Source organism: Geobacillus kaustophilus (genome assembly GCF_000948285.1).
GTDB lineage: Bacteria > Bacillota > Bacilli > Bacillales > Anoxybacillaceae > Geobacillus > Geobacillus thermoleovorans_A.
Genome location: NZ_JYBP01000003.1, coordinates 1813450 through 1838466, shown reverse-complemented (window position 1 = coordinate 1838466; position 25017 = coordinate 1813450). Strand labels below are relative to the sequence as shown.

The 25017-nt window shown below is 56.4% G+C and carries 27 protein-coding genes; 26 read left to right on the top strand and 1 reads right to left on the bottom strand.

The features are described 5' to 3' along the window. Positions 1 to 21 precede the first annotated feature (21 nt). The 16 genes from LG52_RS09560 to spoVM all read left to right on the top strand — a co-directional run bounded on the left by LG52_RS09560 (position 22) and on the right by spoVM (position 14775). Positions 22 to 897, top strand: coding sequence for a YicC/YloC family endoribonuclease (locus tag LG52_RS09560; protein WP_044731760.1), 876 nt, complete (start codon positions 22 to 24; stop codon positions 895 to 897). Between the two features lie 38 nt (positions 898 to 935). Beyond that, positions 936 to 1229, top strand: coding sequence for an extracellular matrix/biofilm regulator RemA (gene remA, locus LG52_RS09555; protein WP_031410494.1), 294 nt, complete (start codon positions 936 to 938; stop codon positions 1227 to 1229). Then, positions 1226 to 1843, top strand: a complete 618-nt coding sequence (gmk, locus tag LG52_RS09550; RefSeq protein WP_075261654.1) for a guanylate kinase — start codon at positions 1226 to 1228, stop codon at positions 1841 to 1843. Before remA ends, gmk begins: the two co-directional genes overlap by 4 nt. A 2-nt stretch (positions 1844 to 1845) precedes the next feature. Continuing rightward, positions 1846 to 2046 carry a DNA-directed RNA polymerase subunit omega gene (gene rpoZ, locus LG52_RS09545; protein ID WP_011230668.1) on the top strand — a complete coding sequence of 67 codons (201 nt, stop codon included), beginning with the start codon at positions 1846 to 1848 and terminating at the stop codon, positions 2044 to 2046. Positions 2047 to 2095: 49 nt separating this feature from the next. Then, the gene (gene coaBC, locus LG52_RS09540) at positions 2096 to 3301 is read left to right on the top strand and encodes a bifunctional phosphopantothenoylcysteine decarboxylase/phosphopantothenate--cysteine ligase CoaBC (protein ID WP_044731759.1); all 1206 of its coding nucleotides are present in this window, start codon (positions 2096 to 2098) and stop codon (positions 3299 to 3301) included. Beyond that, positions 3298 to 5703, top strand: a complete 2406-nt coding sequence (priA, locus tag LG52_RS09535) for a primosomal protein N' (RefSeq protein WP_044731758.1) — start codon at positions 3298 to 3300, stop codon at positions 5701 to 5703. Before coaBC ends, priA begins: the two co-directional genes overlap by 4 nt. A 16-nt stretch (positions 5704 to 5719) precedes the next feature. Next, positions 5720 to 6193: a peptide deformylase gene (def, locus tag LG52_RS09530; RefSeq protein WP_044733183.1), complete on the top strand. Its 474-nt coding sequence runs from the start codon at positions 5720 to 5722 to the stop codon at positions 6191 to 6193. 6 nt (positions 6194 to 6199) lie between these two features. Further along, positions 6200 to 7159: a methionyl-tRNA formyltransferase gene (gene fmt, locus LG52_RS09525; RefSeq protein ID WP_044731757.1), complete on the top strand. Its 960-nt coding sequence runs from the start codon at positions 6200 to 6202 to the stop codon at positions 7157 to 7159. Further along, positions 7146 to 8480, top strand: a complete 1335-nt coding sequence (gene rsmB / locus LG52_RS09520; protein WP_044731756.1) for a 16S rRNA (cytosine(967)-C(5))-methyltransferase RsmB — start codon at positions 7146 to 7148, stop codon at positions 8478 to 8480. Before fmt ends, rsmB begins: the two co-directional genes overlap by 14 nt. 4 nt (positions 8481 to 8484) lie before the next feature. Next, positions 8485 to 9582, top strand: a complete 1098-nt coding sequence (gene rlmN, locus LG52_RS09515) for a 23S rRNA (adenine(2503)-C(2))-methyltransferase RlmN (RefSeq protein WP_044731755.1) — start codon at positions 8485 to 8487, stop codon at positions 9580 to 9582. A 5-nt stretch (positions 9583 to 9587) separates the two neighbouring features. Next, the gene (locus LG52_RS09510) at positions 9588 to 10337 is read left to right on the top strand and encodes a Stp1/IreP family PP2C-type Ser/Thr phosphatase (RefSeq protein WP_044731754.1); all 750 of its coding nucleotides are present in this window, start codon (positions 9588 to 9590) and stop codon (positions 10335 to 10337) included. A gap of 5 nt (positions 10338 to 10342) precedes the next feature. After that, positions 10343 to 12313, top strand: a complete 1971-nt coding sequence (pknB, locus tag LG52_RS09505) for a Stk1 family PASTA domain-containing Ser/Thr kinase (RefSeq protein ID WP_044733182.1) — start codon at positions 10343 to 10345, stop codon at positions 12311 to 12313. Positions 12314 to 12317: 4 nt separating this feature from the next. Next, positions 12318 to 13199 carry a ribosome small subunit-dependent GTPase A gene (gene rsgA, locus LG52_RS09500; RefSeq protein WP_044731753.1) on the top strand — a complete coding sequence of 294 codons (882 nt, stop codon included), beginning with the start codon at positions 12318 to 12320 and terminating at the stop codon, positions 13197 to 13199. Between the two features lie 2 nt (positions 13200 to 13201). Further along, positions 13202 to 13861 (top strand): ribulose-phosphate 3-epimerase, encoded by a 660-nt coding sequence (gene rpe, locus LG52_RS09495; protein WP_044731752.1) that lies wholly within the window; start codon positions 13202 to 13204, stop codon positions 13859 to 13861. A 101-nt stretch (positions 13862 to 13962) separates the two neighbouring features. Continuing rightward, positions 13963 to 14613 (top strand): thiamine diphosphokinase, encoded by a 651-nt coding sequence (locus LG52_RS09490; protein WP_044731751.1) that lies wholly within the window; start codon positions 13963 to 13965, stop codon positions 14611 to 14613. Positions 14614 to 14694: 81 nt separating this feature from the next. Beyond that, a complete protein-coding gene (gene spoVM, locus LG52_RS09485; RefSeq protein WP_011230680.1) occupies positions 14695 to 14775 on the top strand; it encodes a stage V sporulation protein SpoVM in 81 nt (26 codons plus the stop codon). Positions 14776 to 14864: 89 nt separating this feature from the next. Here the strand turns inward: spoVM and rpmB are convergent, their stop codons facing one another. Then, complete coding sequence (gene rpmB / locus LG52_RS09480) at positions 14865 to 15050, bottom strand: 50S ribosomal protein L28 (protein WP_031410471.1); 186 nt, start codon at positions 15048 to 15050, stop codon at positions 14865 to 14867. A gap of 228 nt (positions 15051 to 15278) precedes the next feature. Here rpmB and LG52_RS09475 point away from each other — a divergent pair, with 228 nt between their 5' ends. From LG52_RS09475 to LG52_RS09430, 10 genes are all read left to right on the top strand, one after another. Beyond that, positions 15279 to 15641, top strand: a complete 363-nt coding sequence (locus LG52_RS09475) for an Asp23/Gls24 family envelope stress response protein (protein ID WP_044731750.1) — start codon at positions 15279 to 15281, stop codon at positions 15639 to 15641. Between the two features lie 17 nt (positions 15642 to 15658). Beyond that, positions 15659 to 17329, top strand: a complete 1671-nt coding sequence (locus LG52_RS09470) for a DAK2 domain-containing protein (protein ID WP_044731749.1) — start codon at positions 15659 to 15661, stop codon at positions 17327 to 17329. Positions 17330 to 17392: 63 nt separating this feature from the next. After that, a complete protein-coding gene (gene sdaAB, locus LG52_RS09465; RefSeq protein ID WP_044731748.1) occupies positions 17393 to 18055 on the top strand; it encodes an L-serine ammonia-lyase, iron-sulfur-dependent subunit beta in 663 nt (220 codons plus the stop codon). Positions 18056 to 18128: 73 nt separating this feature from the next. After that, on the top strand, positions 18129 to 19013 hold the full coding sequence (gene sdaAA / locus LG52_RS09460) for an L-serine ammonia-lyase, iron-sulfur-dependent, subunit alpha (RefSeq protein ID WP_044731747.1): 885 nt from the start codon (positions 18129 to 18131) through the stop codon (positions 19011 to 19013). Further along, positions 19010 to 21058 carry an ATP-dependent DNA helicase RecG gene (gene recG / locus LG52_RS09455; RefSeq protein ID WP_044731746.1) on the top strand — a complete coding sequence of 683 codons (2049 nt, stop codon included), beginning with the start codon at positions 19010 to 19012 and terminating at the stop codon, positions 21056 to 21058. The genes sdaAA and recG overlap by 4 nt, the downstream gene beginning before the upstream one ends. 300 nt (positions 21059 to 21358) lie before the next feature. Beyond that, positions 21359 to 21955: a transcription factor FapR gene (gene fapR, locus LG52_RS09450; protein ID WP_044731745.1), complete on the top strand. Its 597-nt coding sequence runs from the start codon at positions 21359 to 21361 to the stop codon at positions 21953 to 21955. Beyond that, positions 21939 to 22922: a phosphate acyltransferase PlsX gene (gene plsX / locus LG52_RS09445; protein WP_044731744.1), complete on the top strand. Its 984-nt coding sequence runs from the start codon at positions 21939 to 21941 to the stop codon at positions 22920 to 22922. The genes fapR and plsX overlap by 17 nt, the downstream gene beginning before the upstream one ends. 21 nt (positions 22923 to 22943) lie before the next feature. Further along, positions 22944 to 23885, top strand: a complete 942-nt coding sequence (gene fabD, locus LG52_RS09440) for an ACP S-malonyltransferase (protein ID WP_044731743.1) — start codon at positions 22944 to 22946, stop codon at positions 23883 to 23885. Between the two features lie 4 nt (positions 23886 to 23889). Further along, entirely contained in the window at positions 23890 to 24633 is a 744-nt protein-coding gene (fabG, locus tag LG52_RS09435; protein WP_044731742.1) for a 3-oxoacyl-[acyl-carrier-protein] reductase, read from the top strand. A 60-nt stretch (positions 24634 to 24693) separates the two neighbouring features. Continuing rightward, positions 24694 to 24927, top strand: a complete 234-nt coding sequence (locus LG52_RS09430; RefSeq protein ID WP_011230691.1) for an acyl carrier protein — start codon at positions 24694 to 24696, stop codon at positions 24925 to 24927. Positions 24928 to 25017: the final 90 nt, after the last annotated feature.

Here is a 25017-nt window from a genome sequence, read left to right as displayed (position 1 = left end):
GACAGCAACGGATGTGATGATATGGTTTACAGCATGACCGGCTTCGGCGCAAGCGTGAAAAAAACGGATCGTTTGATGGTGGCGGTGGAAATGAAATCGGTCAACCACCGGTTTTGCGAAATTTCCATTCGCCTCCCTAGACAATGGCTCGTGTTTGAGGATAAAATAAAAAAAGCAATTTCACCGTACGTGCGGCGCGGAAAAGTGGAAGTGTTCGTCACGATCGCCGGTGAAGGGCTTGTGAAACGGAACGTACATATTGATTGGAATTTGCTCGGCCAATATTGGGCCGGATTGCAGGAAGCGGCAAAGCGATTTTCCATTGACGGCGGCGTGACGGCGGCCGAGCTGCTTCGGCTTGAAGGGGCGGTCGAGGTCGTCGAAGAAGAAGGCGCGAATGAAGAAGTAGAGCCGCTGCTTTTAGATGCCGTCGATGAGGCGGCAAAAGCGCTGGCCGCTATGCGCCGGCGAGAAGGAGAGGCGCTCGCTGAAGATTTGCGCGCCCGCCTTCGGGAGGTGGAGGCCGGCGCTGCCATCATTGAGCAGCGGGCGCCGCTCGTCGTCGAGCAATACCGTGAGCGGCTTGAACGCCGCCTGCGCGAATGGGCGCCCGCTCCGGTTGATGAAGCGCGCCTGCTTACGGAAGTGGCGGTGTTTGCCGAAAAGGCGGACATTCACGAGGAATTGAAACGCATCCGCAGCCATTTGGCGCAAATGGCAGATGCTTTAGAAATGGACGAACCGGTTGGGCGGAAGCTCGACTTTTTGGTGCAAGAGTTGAACCGGGAAGTCAACACGATCGGCGCCAAGGCAAACGACAGCCTGATTGCCGCGCAAGTCGTGGAGATGAAAAGCGTGCTTGAGAAAATGCGCGAGCAAGTGCAAAACGTGGAATAACCGTTTAAAGCGACTTGTTGGCGGCAACAATATCGAATATGGCAGGTGGGCGTGTCATGGTGAAATTCATCAATATCGGGTACGGAAACATGGTGTCGGCCGCCCGCATCATTACGATTGTCAGCCCTGATTCGGCGCCGATCAAACGAATCATTCAAGATGCGCGCGAAAGCGGCAAGCTCGTTGATGCGACGCACGGGCGGAGGACGCGCGCCGTCATCATCATGGACAGCGATCACGTCATTTTGTCGTCCGTGCAGCCGGAAACGGTGGCGAACCGCTTATATGGGAGCGACGATTTCTCCGAGGAAGGGCAGGGTTTGGGACGTTGAAGAACGAACGTGGGTTGTTGATTGTCATGTCGGGTCCGTCTGGGGTTGGCAAAGGGACGGTGCGCAAGGCGCTGTTTTCACAGCCGGACATCAATCTTCATTATTCGGTGTCGGTCACGACGCGCAAGCCGCGCGAAGGCGAAGTGGAAGGCGTCGACTACTTCTTCCGCACGCGCGAGCAGTTTGAACAAATGATCCGCGAAAACAAGCTGCTCGAATGGGCCGAGTATGTCGGCAACTATTACGGGACGCCGATTGATTATGTGGAAAAAACGCTCGCCGAAGGGAAAGACGTGTTTTTGGAAATCGAAGTGCAAGGAGCGATGAAAGTGCGGCGGGCGTTTCCAGAGGCGCTCTTCATTTTCTTGGCCCCGCCAAGCCTGAAGGAGCTCGAGAAGCGGATCGTCGGGCGCGGCACTGAGTCGAAAGAGCTGATTGAAAACCGGCTGCGGGCGGCGAAAGAGGAGCTTGAAATGATGGACGAGTACGACTATGTCGTGGAAAATGATGAAGTGGAGCTCGCCTGCGAGCGGATCAAGGCGATCGTCATCGCCGAACATTGCCGGCGCGAACGCGTCGCCGAGCGGTATAAACGGATGTTGGGGGTGGAATGACGATGCTGTATCCTTCCATCGATTTGCTGATGCAAAAAGTCGATTCGAAATACAAGCTCGTCACGGTGGTGGCCAAACGGGCGCGCGAGCTGCAGGACGGTGCGGAGCTGATGGTGAAAAAGCCGGTGTCGAAAAAATTTGTCGGCCAGGCGCTCGAGGAAATCGCTGGTGACAAGGTCGAATTAGTGGAGGAGGAAAAATAACAACCTAGCTTTAGGTTGTTATTTTTTTCAATGTCGGGGGGTGGCCAACATGATCAAGGGAAAACACATTTTGCTTTGTGTGACCGGGGGGGTGGCGGCGTACAAGGCGGCGGCGCTCACCAGCCAGTTGACCCAGCACGGCGCTGAAGTAAAAGTGATCATGACAGAAGGGGCGTGCCAGTTCATTACACCGCTCACGTTTCAAGCATTGTCGCGCCAGGAAGTGTATGTCGATACGTTTGCGGAAAACAACCCGGCCGTCATCGCTCACATCGATTTGGCGGACTGGGCCGATCTTGTTCTCGTCGCGCCGGCGACGGCCAATACGATGGCAAAGCTGGCCGCCGGCATCGCGGACAATATGGTGACGACGACGATTTTAGCGACGAAAGCGCCCGTCTGGATTGCTCCGGCGATGAACGTCCATATGTACGAACATCCGGCTGTCCAAGCGAACATTGAACGCCTGTACCAGTTCGGCTATCGATTCATCGAACCGTCGGAAGGCTATTTGGCGTGCGGCTACATCGGCAAAGGACGGCTCGAGGAGCCGGAGAAAATCATCGCCCATATCGAGCGCTTTTTTGCCGGTGATCCGCCGCTGTTTCGCGGGAAGCGTGTGCTTGTCACCGCTGGGCCGACGCGGGAGCGGCTTGATCCGGTGCGCTATTTCTCCAACTATTCGAGCGGCAAAATGGGCTACGCCATCGCCGAAGCGGCGGCCCGCTTCGGCGCTTCGGTGACGCTCGTCTCCGGACCGACGGCGCTTTCTTCGCCCGATGGCGTCGAGACGGTGGCGGTCGAATCGGCGACGGAGATGTACGAGGCGGTCTTGTCCCGCTTTGCCGAAATGGACATCGTCATCAAAGCGGCGGCGGTCGCTGATTATCGGCCGAAATATGTCGCGGCTTCCAAAATTAAAAAGCAGCCAGGCAGTTATGTCGTCGAGATGGAGCGGACGGTGGACATCTTGAAAGCGCTTGGCGAGCGGAAAACGAGACAGATTTTGGTTGGATTTGCCGCTGAGACGGACAACCTTGAACAGTATGCGTTAAAAAAGCTTGAGGAGAAGCGGCTTGATATGGTCGTCGCCAACAATGTGACCGAAGAAGGGGCAGGGTTTGCTGGCGATACGAACATCGTCACCATCTTCCGCCGCGACGGCGTCGTCCGTCCGCTGCCGCTCATGACGAAATGCGAGGCGGCCGAGGAAATTTTAAAAGAAATTCACGCGTATATCGAGGCGATTCGATGAAAGTCGCATCTGTGATTGTCGATGTCCCGTCTCGGCAGACGGACCGCCCGTTCGATTATTGGATTCCGGAGCGCTGGCGAGGCGTCATCCAGCCGGGCATGCGGGTGACGGTGCCGTTCGGGGCGCGGCGTTTGCAAGGGTTTGTCGTTGATGTGAAAGACCATTCCGACATCAAACAACTGAAACCGATTGAGCATGTGCTTGATGTCGTGCCGGTGTTAAACGAAGAGCTGCTTGATCTTGGCCGTCATTTGATGGAAACGACGCTTTGTTTTGCCATTTCGGCGTACCAGGCGATGCTGCCGGCGGCGATGCGGGCGAAATATGAAAAAACGCTCCGCTTGACGGATGAAGAGAAGAGAGAGATGCTGCCGGATGAGGTAAAGCCGCTGTTTGCCGGGCGGACGGAAGCCGCTTGGAAAGAGGTTGAGGCGGCCGGTTTATGGCGGGCGGCGCAAAAAGCGGTGCAGCAAGGAGTGCTTGAGGCGGTCTACAAGGTGAAAGAAAAAGCGGGCAAGAAAACGGTGAAGCACGCCGCTATTGCCATTCCATCGGAACAGGCGAAACAGGAGCTCGGGTCGTTGCCGACAAGGCAAAAAGAGGTGCTTTCATTTTTGCTTGAAAAAGGGCAGGCGGCGTCGGTTGCCGAACTGCAAGCGGTGCTTGGCGTCTCCTCAGCGCCGCTGAAAGCGCTCGTCGATAAAGGATTTGTGGTGCTGAACGATGTCGAGGTGTACCGCGACCCATACGAGCACCGCACGTTTCAGCCGAGTGAGCCGCCGGTGCTCACCCGAGCGCAAGAGGCGGCGTTGGCTAAGATCGCCGCTTCGGTGCGCGCCGGGGAGCATCGCACGTTTTTGCTGTATGGCGTCACCGGCAGCGGGAAGACGGAAGTGTATATGCAGGCGATTGATGAAGCGTTGCGCCAAGGGAAAGAGGCGATCGTTCTCGTGCCGGAAATTTCGCTGACGCCGCAAATGGTTGAGCGCTTCAAAAGCCGGTTCGGCTCGAAAGTAGCGGTGCTTCACAGCGGGCTGTCGGTCGGCGAAAAATATGACGAATGGCGGAAAATTCACCGGAAAGAAGTGCAGCTTGTCGTCGGTGCGCGTTCGGCGGTGTTTGCTCCATTTGAAAACTTAGGGATGATCATCATCGATGAGGAGCATGAGACGAGCTACAAGCAAGAAGAAATGCCGCGCTATCATGCGCGCGATGTCGCCATTTACCGCGCTCGCCGCCACAGCTGCCCGGTCGTGCTTGGCAGCGCCACGCCGTCGCTCGAGACGTTCGCCCGCGCCGCCAAAGGGGTGTACGAGCTGCTCGAGCTGCCGGAGCGCATCAGCGACCGAGGCCTGCCGGACGTTCATGTCGTCGATATGCGCGAGGAGCTGCGAAGCGGCAACCGTTCGATGTTTTCGCGCCGATTGCTTGACGAATTGCGCCGCCGGCTTGAGCGCGGCGAGCAGGCTGTGTTGCTGTTGAACCGACGCGGTTATTCGACGTTTGTCATGTGCCGCAGCTGCGGCTATGTCATCCGCTGTCCGCACTGCGACATTTCGCTGACGTACCATCGCGCCGGCGAGCGGATGAAATGCCATTATTGCGGGCATGAAGAGCCGCTTGTCCCTCGCTGTCCGTCGTGCGGAAGCGAACATATCCGTTTTTTCGGGACAGGAACGCAAAAAGTGGAAGAAGAACTGACGAGGTTGCTGCCGAAAGCGCGCGTCATCCGCATGGATGTCGACACGACCGGCCGCAAAGGGGCGCATGAAGAGCTGCTTTCCCGTTTTGCCGCCAAGGAAGCCGATATTTTGCTCGGCACGCAAATGATCGCCAAAGGACTTGATTTTCCGAACGTCACGCTTGTTGGTGTGCTGGCGGCCGACACGATGCTTCATTTGCCCGATTTCCGCGCCGCGGAAAAAACGTTTCAGCTGTTGACGCAAGTGAGTGGGCGCGCCGGACGGCATGAGCTGCCCGGCGAAGTGATCATTCAGACTTATACGCCTGACCACTACAGCATTGAACTGGCCGCCCGCCACGACTACCGCGCCTTTTACCAGCGGGAGATGGTGCTGCGCAAAGCGCACGGTTATCCTCCGTACTATTATTTGACGCTCATTACCGCCGCCCACGAAGAGGCGCCGGCTGCGGCCAAAGCGGCGGAGAAAATCGCCGCCTATTTGCGCAAGCATCTGTCGCACGAAGCGGCCGTTCTTGGCCCGGTCGCCTCGCCAATCGCCCGTCTTCACGATAGATATCGCTACCAATGCATGATAAAATACAAACGGGAGCCGAATTTGACCGCGGTGCTCAAGGCGGTCATCGACCGCTACCAAGCCGATGCCGCCCATGGCGGTGTGATGGTCACCATTGATACAAACCCATATATGATGATGTGAACTTGGGGGAATGACGTTGTCTGTTTTGCCGATTGTCACTTATCCTGATCCGATTTTGGAGCAGCCGTGCGCGCCAGTGACGGCGTTTGACCGTCGGCTCGGGCGGCTGCTTGACGATATGTATGAAACGATGCTTGCCGCTGACGGGGTGGGCCTAGCCGCCCCGCAAATCGGCGTTGCCGAACAGATCGCCGTCATCGATGTCGGTGATGAACACGGTCGGATCGAGCTCATCAACCCGGTCATTATCGAGGCGCGCGGCGAACAAGTGGATGTTGAAGGCTGTTTGAGCTTTCCCGGTTTATTTGGCGAAGTGCCGCGCGCCAAGTATGTGAAAGTGCGGGCGCAAAACCGGCGCGGCCGCCCGTTTACGCTTTCCGCGACCGGTTTTTTGGCGCGCGCCCTGCAGCATGAAATTGACCATTTGCGCGGCGTTTTGTTTACTTCGAAAGTGGTTCGATATTGCGATCTTGAAGAACTGGAAGGATAGATGCGGATGACGAACATTGTGTTTATGGGAACGCCTGACTTTGCTGTGCCGATTTTGCGCCAGCTTCTTCATGACGGCTACCGCGTGGCAGCGGTCGTCACCCAGCCGGATAAGCCGAAAGGGCGAAAGCGCGAGCTTGTCCCACCTCCAGTGAAAGTGGAGGCGGAGCGCCACGGCATCCCGGTGCTGCAGCCGACGAAAATTCGCGAGCCGGAGCAATATGAACAAGTGCTGGCGTTTGCGCCCGATTTGATTGTCACGGCGGCGTTCGGGCAAATTTTGCCGAAAGCGCTGCTTGAGGCGCCGAAATACGGATGCATCAACGTCCACGCCTCGCTTCTGCCCGAGCTGCGCGGCGGGGCGCCGATCCATTACGCCATTTGGCAAGGGAAAACGAAAACAGGCGTCACGATCATGTATATGGTGGAGCGATTGGACGCCGGCGACATGCTGGCGCAGGTCGAAGTGCCGATTGAAGAGACGGATACGGTCGGCACCCTCCATGATAAATTGAGCGCCGCCGGGGCTAAACTATTGTCGGAGACCCTTCCACTGCTGTTGGAAGGCCGTCTCACCCCCATCCCTCAAGAGGAGGAGAAGGCGACGTACGCGCCGAACATTCGCCGCGAGCAGGAGCGGATCGATTGGACGCAGCCCGGCGAAGCCATTTACAATCATATCCGCGCCTTCCATCCGTGGCCGGTGACGTATACCACACACGAGGGGAATATTTGGAAAATTTGGTGGGGCGAAAAAGTGCCGGCGCCCCGTTCGGCGCCGCCGGGCACGATTTTGGCGCTTGAGGAAAACGGCATTGTTGTTGCCACCGGCAATGAGACAGCCATTCGCATCACCGAACTGCAGCCGGCCGGCAAAAAGCGGATGGCGGCGGGTGAATTTTTGCGCGGCGCCGGCAGCCGGCTGGCGGTCGGCATGAAGCTAGGAGAGGATCATGAACGTACGTGAACTTGCTTTAGATACGCTGTTGGCTATTGAACAAAAAGGAGCGTACAGTCATTTGCAATTAAACGAAGCCATTCAAAAAGGACGCCTTGACGGGCGCGATGCGGCGCTGTTGACCGAGATTGTCTACGGCACGGTGCAACGGCGCGACACGCTCGATTATTATTTGGCGCCGTTTTTGCGCAAGGCGCGCCGGCTTGAGCCGTGGGTGCGCGTGCTTCTTCGGTTGACGCTTTATCAAATGGTGTATTTGGATCGTGTTCCCGACCGTGCCGCCGTCTTTGAAGCGGTTGAAATCGCCAAACGGCGCGGCCATCGCGGCATCGCGTCGCTCGTAAACGGCGTATTGCGCTCGATCGGCCGCGAGGGGCTGCCGTCGATCGAGGCTGTTGGTGACGTTGGCAAGCGGCTCGCCCTTGCCACCAGCCATCCCGAGTGGCTCGTTCGGCGCTGGATCCAGCAATATGGTTATGAAGAAGCGGCGCGCATGTGCGAGACGAATTTGCGCCCTCCGCAATCAACGGCCCGCGTCAACCGGCTGCGTGCGACTGTCGACGAGGCGCTTGCGCGGTTGCGCGGCGAAGGGGTGGAGGCCAGCCGCGGTCGTATCGCGCCCGAGGCCATTCGCGCGGAAAAAGGGAATTTGGCTCATACGGAGACGTTTCGCGCCGGTTGGCTGACGATTCAAGACGAAAGCTCGATGCTTGTCGCCCGAGCGCTCGCCCCAGCCCCTGGCGAGCGAGTGCTTGACTGCTGCGCGGCGCCGGGCGGAAAAACGACCCATATCGCTGAGCGGATGGACGGGCGCGGCGAGATCGTTGCTGTTGATATCCACGAACATAAGGTAATGCTGATCGAACAGCAGGCTAAGCGGCTCGGGCTTGACAACGTTGCGACGCTCCCCCTTGACAGCCGCCGGCTCGGCGAGCGGTTTGCCCCGGAATCGTTTGACCGCGTTTTGGTCGATGCGCCGTGCACGGGATTCGGCGTCATTCGCCGCAAACCGGAGATCAAATACACGAAGGGGAAAGAGGATGTCGCGGCGCTCGTTGAGGTGCAGCAAGCCATTTTGCGGGCGGCCGCTCCGCTTTTGAAAAAAGGCGGCACGCTTGTCTACAGCACATGCACCGTGGAGCGCGAGGAAAACGAAGAGGCCATCGCCCGCTTTTTAGCGGATCATCCGGACTTTTTCCTCGACGCCAGCCTTGCCGAGCGGATGCCGGAACCGGTGCGGCCGCATGTGAAAGGCGGCATGCTTCAGCTGCTGCCGCATCATTTTGACTCTGACGGGTTTTTTATCGCCCGACTGCGAAAGAAGGTGTAAAAGCATGGAAATGGTTCGTCCGGCTGCCCGCCGCTCTGTCGGCGAAACGCAGCCTCCGTTGCCATCGATTTATTCGCTCACGCTAGACGAATTGAAGGAATGGCTTGTCGCTCAAGGCGAAAAGCCGTTTCGGGCCACGCAAATTTACGAGTGGCTGTATAAAAACCGCGTCACCGATTTTGCCGATATGACGAATTTGCCGAAGCGGCTGCGCGAACAGCTAGCGTCATCGTTTTCGATCACGACGTTGAAAACCGTGGTCAAACAAACGTCTAAAGACGGAACGATCAAATTTTTGTTTGAGCTCCATGACGGCTATTCGATCGAGACGGTGCTCATGCGCCATCACTACGGCAATTCGGTGTGCGTCACGACGCAAGTCGGCTGCCGCATCGGCTGCACGTTTTGCGCTTCGACGCTCGGCGGATTGAAGCGCCATTTGGAGGCGGGCGAGATCGTCGCCCAAGTCGTGCAAGTGCAAAAAGCGCTCGATGACACGAATGAGCGCGTCAGCAGCATCGTCGTCATGGGCATCGGCGAGCCGTTTGACAACTACGATGCGCTTATCAAGTTTTTGCGCATCGTCAATCACCCAAAAGGGTTGAACATTGGCGCCCGCCATATCACCGTTTCGACGAGCGGCATCATCCCAAAAATTTACCAATTTGCCGATGAAGGAATGCAAATCAACTTCGCCATTTCGTTGCATGCCCCGACGAATGAGCTGCGGACGAAACTCATGCCGATCAATAAAGCGTACCCGCTGCCCAAGTTGATGGAGGCAGTTCGGTATTACATTGAAAAAACCGGCCGGCGCGTGACGTTTGAATACGGATTGTTCGGCGGGGTGAACGACCAGCTTGAGCACGCCGAGCAGTTGGCCGAGCTGATTAAAGGGCTGAAATGCCATGTGAATTTGATTCCGGTCAACTACGTGCCGGAGCGCAACTATGTGCGCACGCCGCGCAGCCAAATTTTCGCCTTTGAACGGGCGTTGAAAAAACAAGGAATCAATGTCACCATTCGCCGCGAACATGGACACGACATCGATGCCGCCTGCGGACAACTTCGCGCGAAGGAGCGAAAAGAGGAGACGAGGTGAATCGGATGCGAGCGGTTTTCCGAACTGACATCGGCCAAATTCGCGAACATAACGAAGACAGCGGCGGCGTATTTGTCAATCAAAGCGGCCAATATTTGGCCATTGTCGCCGACGGGATGGGCGGCCATCGCGCCGGCGACGTGGCGAGCTCCATGGCGGTGGCGTATTTGCAGGAGCGATGGGAGAACGAGAGTGGGCTTGCTTCGCCGACTGAGGCGGAGCAATGGCTTCAAACGCATATTGCCGCGGCGAACGAACAATTGTTTCGCCATGCCCGTTCCCACCCGGAATGTGAAGGAATGGGGACGACGGTCGTCGCCGCTGTTTGCGCTCATTCGTTTGCGACGGTTGCCCATATCGGCGACAGTCGCTGCTACGTGCTCAACAAAAGTGGAATTCAGCAGCTGACCGACGACCATTCGTTGGTCAATGAGCTCGTCAAAAGCGGGCAGCTTTCGAAAGAAGCGGCTGAACATCATCCGCGCAAAAACGTACTGTTGCGGGCGCTCGGCACGGAACCGGCGGTGAAAATCGACGTGAAAACAGTGGCGCTCGACGAGGGCGACATGTTGTTGTTATGTTCGGACGGGTTGTCCAATAAAGTGCCGGAAGCGGACATGATGCATATTTTGACGGGTGCCGGCACGCTGGAAGAGAAGGCGGAGGCGCTTATCCAGCTCGCCAACGGGCGGGGCGGGGAAGACAACATTTCGCTGGCGGTTATCGATGTTTCAGCGGAACGTGAAGGTGGGTGATCGGCGTGCTCATTGGAAAGCGATTGAATGACCGCTATAAAATCATCAGCCTCATCGGCGGCGGCGGCATGGCCAACGTGTATTTGGCCCGCGACATGATTTTGGAGCGCGATGTTGCTGTTAAAGTGCTCCGCCTTGATTTTGCCAATGATGATCAATTCATCAAACGGTTCCGCCGCGAGGCGCAAGCGGCGACGAGCTTAAACCATGAACATATCGTCTCCATTTATGACGTCGGCGAAGAGGAAGGCGTCTATTACATCGTCATGGAATATGTGCGCGGCGCTACGCTGAAGCAATACATCCAGCAGCACGCTCCGCTTTCGGTCGAACGGGCGCTTCGCATCATGGACCAGCTGACATCAGCGATCGCCCATGCCCATGAGAACGGCATCATTCACCGCGACATTAAACCGCAAAACATTTTGCTTGATGAGCACGGCAATGTGAAAGTGACCGACTTCGGCATCGCTGTGGCGATGAGCGGCACGACGATCACGCAGACCAACTCGGTGCTCGGTTCGGTTCATTATTTGTCGCCCGAGCAGGCGCGCGGGGGCATCGCTACTGAAAAATCGGACATTTATTCACTCGGCATTGTCATGTTTGAACTCGTCACGGGCCGGCTGCCGTTTTCCGGCGAATCAGCCGTTTCGATCGTGTTGAAGCACTTGCAGACGGAAACGCCGTCGCCGAAGGCGTGGAATCCGGACATTCCGCAAAGCGTGGAAAACATTATTTTAAAGGCGACGGCGAAAGACCCGTTTTACCGCTACCAATCCGCGCGCGAAATGAACGAGGACATTCGGACAGCGCTGGATCCAAGGCGGCGCAACGAGCCGAAATTCACCATTCCAGATGATGACGAGGAAGCGACGAAAGCCATTCCGATTATAAAACAGGCGGAAAGCTCGGCGTTGGAGCAAGAGACGCTCGTGTACGAGGAAAAAACGAGCGAACCGGCTCATGCGGCCGACAAGCCGAAACCGAAGCGGAAGCGGGGATGGATTGCCTGGCTTGTGGCTGCCTTGCTGTTCATTGGAGCTGCCGGCGTCAGCGCGGTCACATGGATTCCGAACCTTATTTTTCCAAAAGAAGTGACGATGCCGAACGTGGTCAACAAAAACTATGATGACGCTGTTGAACAGCTGTCGTCGCTCGGTTTGGAAATTAAAGATACGATCGATGTGGAAGATGATCAAATCGAAGAAGGAAAAGTCGTGCGCACCGATCCGGAAGCCGGCATGATGGTGAAGAAAGGGGCCGGCGTCATTATTTATAAAAGCATTGGAAAAAAGAAAATCGAATTTCCAAGCTTCATTGGCGATGATATTGCTGCGGCGGAGGAGGAGCTGCGCGCCGAAGGATTTGTCCGCATTACACGCAACGGACGCTACAGCGACAAGCCGGAAGGGACAATTTTGGATCAATATCCGTATGCCGGCGATCGAGTGGCGCCTGATGAAACGGAAGTCGTCTTTACCGTCAGCCTCGGACCGGAGAAAGTCACGGTCAAAGATTTAACCGGGTATACGGAAAAAAGCGTGCGCGATTACGGCGCGGATCAAGGGCTGCGCATTGACGTGAAGTACGAGTATTCGGACAAGGTGCCGGAAGGGCTTGTCATTTCGCAAACTCCAGCGGCGAACGAGCGGGTAAAAAAAGGGGAAACCATCACTGTCGTCATTTCCCGCGGGCCGGAACCGAAGCCGTCCAAAACGGTAGTGAAAGAGATTATGATCCCGTATGAACCGGCGATGCCCGGGCAAATCGTTGAGGCCCAGCTTTACATCCAAGATGCCGCCCACAATATGACAACGCCCTACAAAACATACCGGCTGACGGCGCCAGCGACCGAGATGGTCGAGTTTGAAATTCCATATGGGGAGACCGCTTATTACCGCGTCATTGTCAACAATGTCGTCAAAGAGGAAGGCTCGATCCCATATCCAGAAAATGACGGGAAAAAGGGGTGAGGCTATGGCGGAAGGACAAATCATTAAAGCGTTAAGCGGATTTTATTACGTCCTGTCCGAAGGCCGCGTGTTCCAATGCCGCGGGCGCGGCGTGTTCCGCAAGAAAAAAGTGACGCCGCTCGTCGGCGACCGCGTCGTTTTCCAGGCGACGAGCGAAACGGAAGGCTATATTTTGGAGATTGGCGAGCGGCAAAATGAGCTTGTGCGGCCGCCGATTGCCAACGTCGAACAGGCGATTTTAGTCTTTTCAGCTGTAAGCCCGGACTTCAACGCCAAGCTGCTCGACCGCTTTCTTGTCTTGGTTGAATCGAAACGCATCACGCCGATCATTGTCATCAGCAAAATCGATTTGTTGGATGGCGAATCGAAAGAAGAGATCGCCCGCTACGTGCATGATTACCGGCGCCTCGGCTACGACGTAATTGAGACATCGGCGGTGACAAAAGGGGGGCTCGACGAGCTGGCGGCCCGCCTTCGCGGCCGCGTCTCCGTCGTCGCCGGGCAGTCCGGCGTCGGCAAATCGTCTCTATTAAACGCGCTCCGTCCGGATTTGCGGTTGAAAACGGGCGACATTTCCACCCATTTAGGGCGCGGCAAGCATACGACCCGCCATGTCGAACTGCTTGAGGTCGCCGGTGGACTTGTCGCCGACACCCCAGGGTTTAGTGCACTTGAGTTCGACCAGATCGAGCTTGACGAATTGCCGCATTATTTTCCTGAATTCCGAACGTACGGGGAAGGGTGCAAGTTCCGCGGCTGCCTTCATATCGCCGAGCCGAAATGCGCTGTGCGTGAGGCGGTCGAAGCCGGGGAGATTCCGTCGTACCGCTATGACCACTATGTTAGTTTTGTTGCCGAAATGAAAGAACGAAAGCCGAGGTATTGAACATGATTCGAATTGCGCCATCGATTTTATCAGCCGATTTCGCCCGCCTGGCTGAGGAAATTCGTTCGGTCGAGGAAGGCGGGGCGGATTGGATTCATGTGGATGTCATGGACGGGCATTTCGTGCCGAATTTGACGTTCGGTCCGCCGGTCGTGGCCGCCATTCGACCGGTGACGAAGCTGCCGCTTGACGTTCATTTGATGATCGCCGACCCGGACCGATACATTCCGGCGTTTGCGAAAGCGGGCGCGGATGTGATTTCCGTCCATGTTGAGGCGTGCGTGCATTTGCATCGGACGATTCATTTTATCAAAGAACAAGGCGTCAAAGCCGGGGTGGTGCTCAATCCGCATACACCCGTCGAGATGATCCGCCATGTGATCGCTGATGTCGATCTCGTCTTGTTGATGACGGTCAATCCAGGGTTTGGCGGACAGGCGTTCATTCCGGCGGTCGTGCCGAAAATCCGTGAGGTCGCCCGGATGGCCAGCGAACAAAACAAAGAGGTTGACATTGAAGTTGACGGCGGCATCAATGCGAAAACGGCGCCGCTTTGCGTGGAAGCCGGGGCGAACGTGCTTGTCGCTGGATCGTCCATTTACAACGAACCGGACCGAGCCGCCGCCATTCGCACGCTTCGTGAAGCGTGCGCCAACTACTAGCCAAAAAGCAGCGCCGCTTTTGCCATTTTATTGAGCCGCAGGGTGATGAGAGCAAAGAAGAAGATGGCCGCCTCGGCCCTTGCCGAAAGGGGGAAACGCATGTGTTGATTCATATTGTCGGCGGCGGTCCGCGCCACCTTCTTCCCGATTTGCGCTTGTATGATGGGAGCGATGTGCAGTGGGTCGGCGTCGACCGCGGCACGAAAGCGCTGCTGGATTTCGGATTCCGCCCGGTGCGGGCGTTTGGCGATTTTGATTCCTTGCCGGTTGAGGAGGTCAAGCGGCTAGGGGAGATGCTGCCGGAGCTTGACATTTGGCCGGCGGAAAAAGATAAAACGGATATGGAGATCGCCCTTGATTGGGCTGTCGGGCAGACAGACGGCGTCATTCGTCTGTTCGGAGCGACCGGCGGGCGGCTTGACCATTTGTTTGGCAACGTTGAGCTGCTGTTCAAGTACGCCGGGCGGCCCATTGAACTCATCGACCGGCAAAACGTGCTCACCGTCCATCTGCCCGGCGTGCATACGGTCGTGCGCGACGATCGATACCGCTATGTGTCATACATCCCGATTTCCGAAACGGTGGCAGAGCTTACGCTGATCGGATTTAAATATCCACTAACAAACTGTCATATTTCCCGCGGTTCGACATTATGTATTAGTAACGAACTTATCCAATCTTCCGGTACTTTTTCGTTTTCAGAAGGCATATTAATGATGATAAGGAGCAGCGATTTTGCTGGCTGCCCGTAGTCGCGCTTGGCTTATGACGGAATATAATGGATAAGGAAATGGCGGGAAGCTCGTTATGATCGGTGTGAGGAGGGAATCGGGATGAAGTTTTATACGATCAAGCTGCCGAGATTTTTAGGCGGAATCGTGCGGGCGGTGTTGAACGCATTTAAAAAAGGATAAGAAAAAAGCACCATTTTTGGTGCTTTTTTTGTTGCCGCCGAACAAAAGGAGGGTTGCAACCTTTTGGGCGGCTTCTTTTCGTTAGGCCGTTAGACGCGTTTCACTTTTCCAGATTTCAGCGCGCGCGCCGAAACCCAAACGCGTTTCGGTTTGCCGTCAACTAAAATGCGCACTTTTTGCAAATTGGCTTTCCATGTGCGGCGGCTGGCGTTCATGGCATGCGAACGCGAGTTGCCGAACGATTTCTTCTTGCCGGTCACAAAGCATTTCGCCATCGTGTTTCCCTCCTTGCTTTCACATCCCTCTAAAAACACTATTATAATTTACCATACAACCGTAGGGATTGCAATAGACGTGCGGTTTTCTTTCAAGAAACTGTCCTTGACATATATTTCAGTTTTCGGCTAAATAATACTAGTGGGCGGACGGGAAGCGCTTTGAAAACCGAAAGCGTTATAGTACAATAGGGGTAGCTGTGCGAGATACGCAAAGGGGGAACGAGCATGTCGATCGAATGGCAAACGAAATACGGGCGCATTGAAGTGTCCAATGAAGTCATTGCGATGATCGCGGGGGGAGCGGCCGTCGATTGTTACGGCATTGTCGGAATGGCGTCGAAAAACCAGATTCGTGACGGATTGTCGGACATTTTGCGACGGGAAAATTTTTCTAAAGGGGTTGTCGTCCGGGAAGAAAACGGCGAAGTACATATCGATATGTACATTATCGTCAGCTATGGGACGAAAATTTCTGAAGTTGCCCATAACGTGCAGTCGAAAGTGAAGTACACGCTCGATCAGACGCTCGGACTGGCGGTCCAGTCGATCAACATTTACGTTCAAGGGGTTCGGGTGGCAAACCCGTAGTAAGGAGGAGTTAGCCGGTGACAATGAGGACGCTTGACGGAAGACGATTTGCCGATATGGTGCAGCAAGGGGCCGCACATTTGGCGAACAACGCCAAGACGGTCGATGCGCTGAACGTCTTTCCGGTTCCAGATGGCGATACAGGAACGAACATGAACTTGTCGATGACGTCCGGGGCGAAAGAAGTGAAGGCGAATGCGTCTGACCATATCGGCAACGTCGCCGCGGCGCTGGCGAAAGGGCTGTTGATGGGGGCGCGCGGCAATTCCGGCGTCATTTTGTCGCAGCTGTTCCGCGGATTTGCCAAGGCAGTTGAAGGCAAACAAGCGGTGAACAGCTTCGAATTCGCCGCCGCCTTGCAGGCGGGGGTGGACACCGCCTATAAGGCGGTTATGAAGCCGGTCGAGGGGACGATCCTCACCGTTGCCAAAGAAGCGGCGCGCAAGGCCGTGGAGGCGGCAAAAAAAGAGCGCGACGTGATCGCCGTGATGGAAGCGGCGCTCGCCGAGGCAAAAGCGGCGCTGCAGCGCACGCCCGAATTGCTTCCAATCTTAAAGGAAGTTGGTGTCGTCGACAGCGGCGGTCAAGGGCTCGTATACATCTATGAAGGGTTTCTTGCTGCTCTCAAAGGAGAAATCGTGAGCGCCGCACGCGCTGAGGCGCGGATGGACGATTTAGTGAAAATGGTGCACCATCAGAGCGCGCAAAGCCATATTCATACCGATGAGATCGAGTTTGGCTACTGTACGGAATTTATGGTCCGTTTTGAGCCGGACAAGCTGGCTGAGCACCCGTTTTCCGAAGAAACGTTCCGCCGCGAGTTAAGCCAGTTCGGCGACTCGCTGCTTGTTGTCGCGGATGACGAGCTTGTTAAGGTGCACATCCATTCGGAAACGCCGGGTGAGGTGCTGACATACGGTCAACGCTACGGCAGCTTGATCAATATTAAAATTGAAAACATGCGCGAACAACATGCCAACATCGTCGGCAAGGAGGCAAAAACGCTTCCTGGTGTTGCCAAAGAGGAAGCAAAGCCGTACGGCATCGTCGCCGTCGCCATGGGCGCTGGCGTGGCTGAACTGTTTCGGAGCATCGGTGCACACGCCATCATTGAAGGTGGGCAAACGATGAACCCGAGCACGGAAGAAATCGCTGACGCCATCCGCCTCGCCAACGCGGAAACGGTGTTTGTGCTGCCAAACAACAAAAACATCGTGATGGCGGCAAAACAAGCGGCGGAGCTTTCCGAACAGCGGGTGATCGTCATCCCGTCGAAAACGGTTCCGCAAGGTCTGGCGGCGCTCTTGGCGTTCAATCCGGCGCAATCGGCCGAGCAAAATGAGCGGGCGATGACGGCGGCGCTGTCGCGAGTGAAAACGGGGCAAGTGACGTTTTCCGTGCGCGATACGACGATTGACGGCATCGAGATTCAAAAGGGCGATTACATGGGGTTGTTGGATGACCGCATTATTGCCGCTGACAAAGACAAACTCGCCGTAACGAAGCGGTTGCTTGATGCGCTCATCGATGAACAAAGCGAAATCGTGACCATTTTGTACGGCGAAGACGCAACGGAGATCGATGTAGAAACAGTCGTTGCCTATTTGGAAACGAAACATGACGGGGTCGAAGTGGAAGTGCATAACGGAAAGCAACCGCTGTATCCATTCATCATTTCCGTCGAGTAATATGCTAGAATAATAGAAGGGAGCATTCCCTTCTATTTTCTGTTTGATGGAGGAATCAATCCAATGAAATACAAAAGCGTCTTTGATATCATTGGCCCAGTGATGGTCGGGCCGTCAAGCTCACATACGGCAGGGGCGGTGCGCATCGGCTTGGTTGCGCGCAAGTTGTTTGGCCGAAAGCCGGCGTGGGCGCGCATTTCGTTTTACGGCTCATTTGCCGAAACGTATCGGGGGCATGGCACCGATGTCGCCATTGTCGCGGGGCTGCTCGGGTTTGACACGTTCGATGAACGTCTTCCGAATGCGCTTGAGATCGCCCGTGAGGAAGCAGTGGACGTTTCGTTTTCTACCGAGGAAGCGATCCCGCATCATCCTAATACGGTGCGCCTTTGGATTGGCGATGATGAAGGCGAACTTGAGCTCGTCGGCATTTCGATCGGCGGCGGCAAAATCGAAATCGTCGAATTGAATGGGTTTGCCTTGAAGCTGTCTGGCCACCATCCGGCGCTGCTCATTATGCATAACGACCGGTACGGGACGATCGGCGCGGTGGCTTCGGTGTTGGCGAAACGGAAAATCAACATTGGCCATATGGAAGTGTCGCGCAAAGAGAAAGGTAAGGAAGCGCTCATGGCGATCGAAGTTGACCAGCCGTTGACCGATGATCTGATTCAAGAATTGGAGCAGCTGCCGAACATCATTCAAGTGGCGAAGCTTGCGGATTGAAACGAAATCGGTTTCATGTTGATGTGCATCGAAGAAGATAAGCCATGATGGAGAGAGGACAGGTGGGAATAAAATGTTTCGCAATGTGGCTGAACTTGTGGCGTTGGCCGAAAAGGACAGCATCAAAATCGCTGAAGTGATGATTCGTCAGGAAGTGGAAGTGAGCGGGCGAAGCCGGGAAGAGGTGATCGCGCAAATGGATCACCATCTAGCCGTCATGGAGCGCGCCGTCGAGAGGGGGCTCGAAGGGGTTGTGTCCCGCTCCGGATTGACCGGCGGCGATGCCGTGCGGATGCAGCGCTATATTGCCGGGGGTCGCTTTTTGTCCGGAGAGACGATTTTGGATGCCGTCAGCAAAGCCATGGCGACCAACGAAGTGAACGCGGCGATGGGCGTCATTTGCGCCACCCCGACGGCCGGGGCGGCCGGCGTCGTCCCGGGGACGCTGTTTGCTGCGAAAGAGAAGCTGCGGCCGACAAGAATGGAAATGATTGAGTTTTTGTTTACAGCCGGGGCGTTTGGCTACGTCGTCGCGAACAACGCCTCGATTTCCGGCGCCGCCGGCGGCTGTCAAGCCGAGGTTGGATCGGCGGCGGGCATGGCCGCCGCGGCGCTGGTGGAGCTGGCCGGCGGGACGCCGAGCCAAGCGGCTGAAGCGATGGCCATCGCCTTAAAAAATATGTTGGGATTAGTATGCGATCCGGTTGCCGGCCTGGTCGAAGTGCCGTGCGTCAAGCGGAACGCGATGGGAGCGGCGAACGCCATGATCGCTGCGGATATGGCGCTAGCCGGCATTAAAAGCCGCATCCCGTGTGACGAAGTGATTGAAGCGATGTATCGCATCGGGGCGGCCATGCCGGTGGCGCTCAAAGAAACGGCGCAAGGGGGGTTGGCCGCGACGCCGACCGGCCGCGCCATTGCGGCTCGCATTTTCGGCGCTTCCGCGGCATCGAAGTGAACGAAGCGATGCAGCAACCGGTGACAGCGGTCAAAGGCATCGGTGAAGAGACGGCGGCGGCGCTTGCCGACATCGGCATCGCGACGGTCGGTGAGCTGCTTGCGTACGCCCCGTACCGCTATGATGATTATGAACAAAAAGATTTGGCCGCCGTCCGCCATGAAGAAAAAGTGACAGTGGAAGGGAAAGTATACAGCGCCCCACTGTTGACGTATTACGGAAGGAAAAAATCGCGCCTTTCCTTCCGCATGCTGGCCGATCGCTGCTTGATCACCGTTGTTTGTTTCAACCGTCCCTACTTGAAGGAAAAAATCGCCCTGAACGAGACGGTGACGGTGATCGGCAAATGGGACCGGCATCGGCAAACGATCAACGCCTACGAACTTCGGTTCGGACCGGCTCCGGAGACGACTGGCATCGAGCCGGTTTACTCCGTGCGCAGCCCGCTGACGGTGAAAACGATGCGTCGGTTGATGAAAGCGGCGTTCGAACAGTTTGGCGAGCACATCCCCGACCCGCTGCCGCCCGTTTTGCGCCGCGCTTATCGCCTTGTCGCCAAACAAGAAGCGCTCCGCGCCCTTCATTTTCCGCGCACGCGCGAAGAGTTGCATCAGGCGCGGCGTCGGCTCATCTATGAGGAGTTTTTGTTGTACCAGCTGAAAATGCAGGCGCTCCGTCGATTGATGCGCGATGAGCGGCGCGGCGTCGTTCATTCGTTTTCTGAAGAGCGGCTTTCGTCCTTTCTTTCCGGATTGCCGTTTGTCTTGACGAACGCCCAGCGCCGTGTCATCGGCGAAATTTTGGCGGACATGCGCTCGCCGCGGCAAATGAACCGGCTTTTGCAAGGCGACGTCGGTTCTGGCAAGACGGTCGTTGCCGCTGTCGCTCTTTACGCCGCCGCTTTGTCTGGATTTCAAGGAGCGCTGATGGTGCCGACGGAAATTCTGGCTGAACAGCACGCCCGCTCGCTCGCCGAGCTGTTTGCCGATACTGATGTGACGATCGCGCTCTTGACAAGCTCAGTGAAGGGAAAGCAGCGCAAAGCGGTGCTTGCCGAACTGGAAGAAGGAACAATTGATATCGTTGTAGGCACGCACGCCTTGATTCAAGAAGGAGTGCAGTTTCGCCGGCTCGGCCTCGTTATTACGGACGAGCAGCACCGGTTTGGCGTCGAACAGCGCCGCGTTTTGCGTGAGAAAGGGCATGCACCGGATGTATTGATGATGACGGCGACGCCGATTCCGCGCACACTCGCCATTACAGCGTTCGGCGACATGGACGTATCGGTGCTCGATGAAATGCCGGCTGGACGAAAAAAAGTCGAGACGTATTGGGTGAAGCATCATCAGTTCTCCCGCGTGCTCGATTTTATCGAAAAGGAATTGCGCCGTGGTCATCAGGCGTATGTCATCTGTCCGCTCATTGAGGAATCGGACAAGTTGGATGTGCAAAACGCCATCGATGTCCATAGCCAACTTGTCCATTATTATCGCGGGAAATATGAGATCGGCTTGATGCACGGCCGGCTGTCGGCTGACGAAAAAGAACGCGTCATGAGGGCGTTCAGCGAAAACCGCATCCATGTGCTCGTCTCGACGACGGTCGTTGAAGTCGGCGTGAATGTACCGAATGCGACGGTGATGGTCATTTACGACGCCGAACGGTTTGGCCTCGCCCAGCTCCATCAGCTGCGCGGGCGGGTCGGGCGCGGCGACGCCCAGTCGTACTGCATTTTGATCGCCGACCCGAAATCGGAAGTCGGCAAAGAACGAATGCGCATCATGACGGAAACGGCCGATGGGTTTGTGTTGGCCGAAAAAGATTTGGAGCTGCGCGGTCCGGGCGATTTTTTCGGTACAAAACAAAGCGGGCTCCCGGAATTCCGCTACGGCGATCCAGTGCATGATTACCGTATTTTGGAAGTCGCCCGCCGCGATGCCGCCAAGCTCGTTTCCTCGGCCGCGTTTTGGCGCGATGAGGCGTACGCCGGGCTGCGCGCCGAGCTGGAAGCGTCCGGCATACTCGACGGGGAAAAGCTAGATTAATAGACAGGGAGGAGGCGGCCGGCGCATTCGCGCCCCGCTGTTTTTTTATGGCAATTGATTTTTTGGCCAGTGGAAGCCTATATTTTCATTGCCCGGACGGAGGAGGCAGGAGATGCCTGTCCCACTATTTCGTTTGTGGGCCTCGAGGATGGAGCAGAAAGCCGTTTGGCGAGGGGGGCGTCGAATCCACAGCGGCCGACAGCATGTGGCGCTGTTCATTTTTTGTGCTTGCATTTCGTTTTTTGATATTATATATTACTTTTAGTACCTAGTCATAAAGTCGGACGGTGTCACGAATCGATGAGAAAAAGCAAACGCGAACGGCAACGGTTGTTGCAGGAGACGATCCGGGAAAACCCGTTTATCACCGATGAAGAGCTCGCCGAAAAATTTTCGGTCAGCGTGCAGACGATCCGCCTTGATCGGCTTGAGCTGTCGATTCCCGAACTGCGTGAGCGCATCAAGAATGTCGCTCGCCAGTCGTTCGCTGATAAAGTGCGGGCGTTGCCGCTTGAAGAAGTGATCGGCGACATTATTGACATCGAGCCGGATTCGAGCGCCATTTCGATTTTCGATGTGAAAGAGGAGCACGTCTTTCGGCGCACCCGCATCGCCCGCGGTCATCATTTGTTCGCTCAGGCCAACTCGCTTGCCGTCGCCGTCATCCATGATGAACTGACGCTGACAGCGAAAGCGGCCATTCGTTTTGTGCGCCAAGTGAAAGAAGGGGAGCGGGTCGTAGCTAAAGCGAAAGTGACCGGAAAAACGGTGCACGGGCGCACAATCGTCGAGGTGAACAGCTACGTCGGCCAGGAGCTCGTCTTTTCTGGTACGTTTGAAATGTACCGTTCAAACATAGAGAAAAAGGATGGGGACAGCCATGAATATCGCGGTTGATGCCATGGGAGGAGACCATGCCCCGGGCGAAATCGTGCGCGGGGCGCTTATGGCCGCCGCCCATTTCCCTGACATCGAGATTACGCTGATTGGCGATGAATCGAAAATTCGCCCGCATGTGACGGGTGAAGAGCGCATTTCGATCATCCACACCGACGAAGTGATCGAAGCAGATGATGAGCCGGTGCGGGCGGTGCGGCGCAAAAAGAACTCGTCGATGGTGCGCATGGCGGAAGAAGTAAAAGAAGGGCGCGCCGCTGCCTGCATTTCCGCCGGCAATACCGGGGCGCTCATGGCAACCGGACTGTTTGTCGTCGGGCGGGCAGCCGGCATCGCTCGCCCGGCGCTCGCCCCGACGCTGCCGACATTGGATGGGCGCGGCTTTGTCTTTCTAGATGTCGGCGCCAACGTCGATGCAAAGCCGGAACATTTGCAGCAATACGCTTTGATGGGACATGTGTACGCAAAGAATGTGCGCGGCGTCGAAAAACCGCGCATCGGCTTGCTGAACGTCGGAACGGAAGACCAAAAAGGAAACGAAACAACGAAACGGGCGTTTGCCTTGCTCAAGGAAACGAACCTTCATTTCATCGGCAATGTCGAAGCGCGCGACCTGCTAGAGGGAGTGGCTGATGTTGTCGTCGCCGACGGCTTTGCCGGCAATGTTGCATTAAAAACGATTGAAGGGACGGCGCTGGCTCTCTTTTCCTTGCTCAAGCAGACGCTGACAAGCGGCGTCGCGGCGAAGCTGGCTGCCGCCGTCCTCAAGCCAAAGCTCGCTGGGCTGAAAAAGATGATGGACTACTCGGAGTATGGCGGCGCGGCGCTGTTTGGCTTAAATGCTCCGGTCATTAAAGCGCACGGATCGTCCGATGCGAACGCCATCTTCCACGCCATCCGCCAGGCGCGAGAGATGGTGGTTCATGATGTCATCGGCACGATCAGAGCGGAGCTGGAACGGGCATAATCGGTAAAGGAGGAATCAAAAATGGGGAAAATCGCCTTTTTATTTCCTGGTCAAGGATCCCAGACGGTCGGCATGGCGAAAGACGCTGCCGAGCATGACGACCGCGCCCGCGCCGTCATCGCGGAGGCTGACGAGCGGCTTGGATTCGCGCTTTCCAAGCTCATGTTCAACGGACCGCAAGAAGAGCTGACGTTGACATATAACGCCCAGCCGGCGCTGCTAGCCGCCAGCATCGCCTTGCTCCAGCTTGTTGACGGCGCTGGGCTGAAAGCGGACTATGTCGCCGGCCACAGTTTAGGCGAATATACGGCGCTTGTCGCTGCTGGGGCCATGTCGTTTGCCGATGCCGTCTACGCGGTGCGCCGCCGCGGCGAACTGATGGATGAAGCGGTGCCGGCTGGCGAGGGGACGATGGCGGCGGTGTTGGGGATGGATGCTGATGCGCTTGAAGCAGTGACAAATGAAATCGCCGCTCAAGGCGATCCGGTCGAGCCGGCCAACTTCAACTGCCCAGGGCAAATCGTCATCTCCGGCTCGAAAGCCGGAGTGGAAAAAGCGGCGCAGCTTTTGAAAGAACGCGGCGCCAAACGCGTCATTCCGCTTGAGGTGAGCGGTCCGTTCCACTCCGCTCTCATGAAGCCGGCGGCGGAAAAACTGAAAGCGGTTCTTGACAGTTTGGTGATTCGTGACGCCGTCATTCCGGTCATCGCCAATGTGACTGCTGAGCCGGTGACGAGAAAAGAGGACATCGCCCGCCTTCTCATTGAACAACTGTATTCGCCGGTGCGTTGGGAGCAGTCGGTGCGCACGCTTCTTTCGCTTGGCGTCGACACGTTTGTCGAAATCGGTCCGGGAAAAGTGTTGTCCGGCCTTGTGAAAAAAATCGACCGCAACGCCCGCGTTTATGCGGTGAACGATTTTGCTTCCTTCGAAGCAACCGTTGCGGCGCTGAAAGGGGAATAAAGCGATGCTCGAAGGAAAAATTGCGCTCGTGACCGGGGCGTCGCGCGGCATTGGCCGGGCGGTCGCTCTGGAGCTTGCCCGCCAAGGGGCGAACGTTGCCGTCAATTACGCCGGCAGCGAGGCGAAAGCGAATGAAGTTGCCGAGGCCATCCGCTCGCTCGGCCGCGAAGCGATCGCCGTGCAGGCGGACGTCGCCCGCGCTGAAGATGTTGAGCGCATGGTGAAAACGACGATTGACCATTTTGGCCGCCTCGATATTTTGGTCAACAACGCCGGCATTACACGCGACAATTTATTGATGCGGATGAAAGAAGAAGAATGGGATGCCGTGATTAACACGAACTTAAAAGGGGTATTTCTTTGTACGAAGGCGGCAACGCGCCCAATGATGAAGCAGCGCTATGGGCGGATCGTCAACATCGCTTCGGTCGTCGGCGTGATCGGCAATCCGGGGCAGGCGAACTATGTCGCCGCCAAGGCCGGCGTCATCGGGCTGACGAAGACGGCGGCGCGCGAACTCGCCAGCCGCAACATCACCGTTAACGCCGTCGCACCAGGATTCATTACGACCGATATGACCGAAGCGCTCAGCCCGGAGCTGAAGGCGGAAATGTTAAAGCAAATTCCGCTCGCCCGCTTTGGCGAACCCGATGACATCGCCCGCGTCGTCGCTTTCCTCGCTTCCGACGCCGCGAGCTACATGACCGGACAGACGCTTCATGTTGACGGCGGCATGGTCATGCCATGACAAAACGCCGCTAGTATTTTTCTCTTTCATCGACTATAATCATGAAGGGAGGTGAACACAATGGCAGACGTATTGGAACGTGTAACGAAAATCATCGTTGACCGCCTGGGGGTTGACGAATCGCAAGTGACGCTCGAGGCGTCGTTTAAGGACGACCTGGGCGCCGACTCGCTCGACATCGTCGAACTCGTCATGGAACTTGAAGACGAATTCAACATGGAAATTTCCGATGAAGAGGCGGAAAAAATCGTCACGGTCGGAGACGCTGTGAACTACATAAAAAGTCGTCTGTAATGCCGTTTTTTTGCAAAGTCCCGTTGCTTCGAACGGGGCTTTCTCTGCTTTTTCAGGGATGCTCGGCGGGCCTTGCGGAAAAAAGCGCAC

Coding starts and splice junctions, on each gene's coding strand:
- rlmN (WP_044731755.1), top strand. CDS start 8,485: ATGGAAATGGTTCGTCCGGCTGCCCGCCGCTCTGTCGGCGAAACGCAG.
- LG52_RS09510 (WP_044731754.1), top strand. CDS start 9,588: ATGCGAGCGGTTTTCCGAACTGACATCGGCCAAATTCGCGAACATAAC.
- remA (WP_031410494.1), top strand. CDS start 936: ATGGCAGGTGGGCGTGTCATGGTGAAATTCATCAATATCGGGTACGGA.
- fabD (WP_044731743.1), top strand. CDS start 22,944: ATGGGGAAAATCGCCTTTTTATTTCCTGGTCAAGGATCCCAGACGGTC.
- fabG (WP_044731742.1), top strand. CDS start 23,890: ATGCTCGAAGGAAAAATTGCGCTCGTGACCGGGGCGTCGCGCGGCATT.
- plsX (WP_044731744.1), top strand. CDS start 21,939: ATGAATATCGCGGTTGATGCCATGGGAGGAGACCATGCCCCGGGCGAA.
- priA (WP_044731758.1), top strand. CDS start 3,298: ATGAAAGTCGCATCTGTGATTGTCGATGTCCCGTCTCGGCAGACGGAC.
- LG52_RS09560 (WP_044731760.1), top strand. CDS start 22: ATGGTTTACAGCATGACCGGCTTCGGCGCAAGCGTGAAAAAAACGGAT.
- rsgA (WP_044731753.1), top strand. CDS start 12,318: ATGGCGGAAGGACAAATCATTAAAGCGTTAAGCGGATTTTATTACGTC.
- LG52_RS09475 (WP_044731750.1), top strand. CDS start 15,279: ATGTCGATCGAATGGCAAACGAAATACGGGCGCATTGAAGTGTCCAAT.
- rpmB (WP_031410471.1), bottom strand. CDS start 15,050: ATGGCGAAATGCTTTGTGACCGGCAAGAAGAAATCGTTCGGCAACTCG.
- LG52_RS09430 (WP_011230691.1), top strand. CDS start 24,694: ATGGCAGACGTATTGGAACGTGTAACGAAAATCATCGTTGACCGCCTG.
- coaBC (WP_044731759.1), top strand. CDS start 2,096: ATGATCAAGGGAAAACACATTTTGCTTTGTGTGACCGGGGGGGTGGCG.
- rpe (WP_044731752.1), top strand. CDS start 13,202: ATGATTCGAATTGCGCCATCGATTTTATCAGCCGATTTCGCCCGCCTG.
- sdaAB (WP_044731748.1), top strand. CDS start 17,393: ATGAAATACAAAAGCGTCTTTGATATCATTGGCCCAGTGATGGTCGGG.
- spoVM (WP_011230680.1), top strand. CDS start 14,695: ATGAAGTTTTATACGATCAAGCTGCCGAGATTTTTAGGCGGAATCGTG.
- fapR (WP_044731745.1), top strand. CDS start 21,359: ATGAGAAAAAGCAAACGCGAACGGCAACGGTTGTTGCAGGAGACGATC.
- rpoZ (WP_011230668.1), top strand. CDS start 1,846: ATGCTGTATCCTTCCATCGATTTGCTGATGCAAAAAGTCGATTCGAAA.
- sdaAA (WP_044731747.1), top strand. CDS start 18,129: ATGTTTCGCAATGTGGCTGAACTTGTGGCGTTGGCCGAAAAGGACAGC.
- fmt (WP_044731757.1), top strand. CDS start 6,200: ATGACGAACATTGTGTTTATGGGAACGCCTGACTTTGCTGTGCCGATT.
- rsmB (WP_044731756.1), top strand. CDS start 7,146: ATGAACGTACGTGAACTTGCTTTAGATACGCTGTTGGCTATTGAACAA.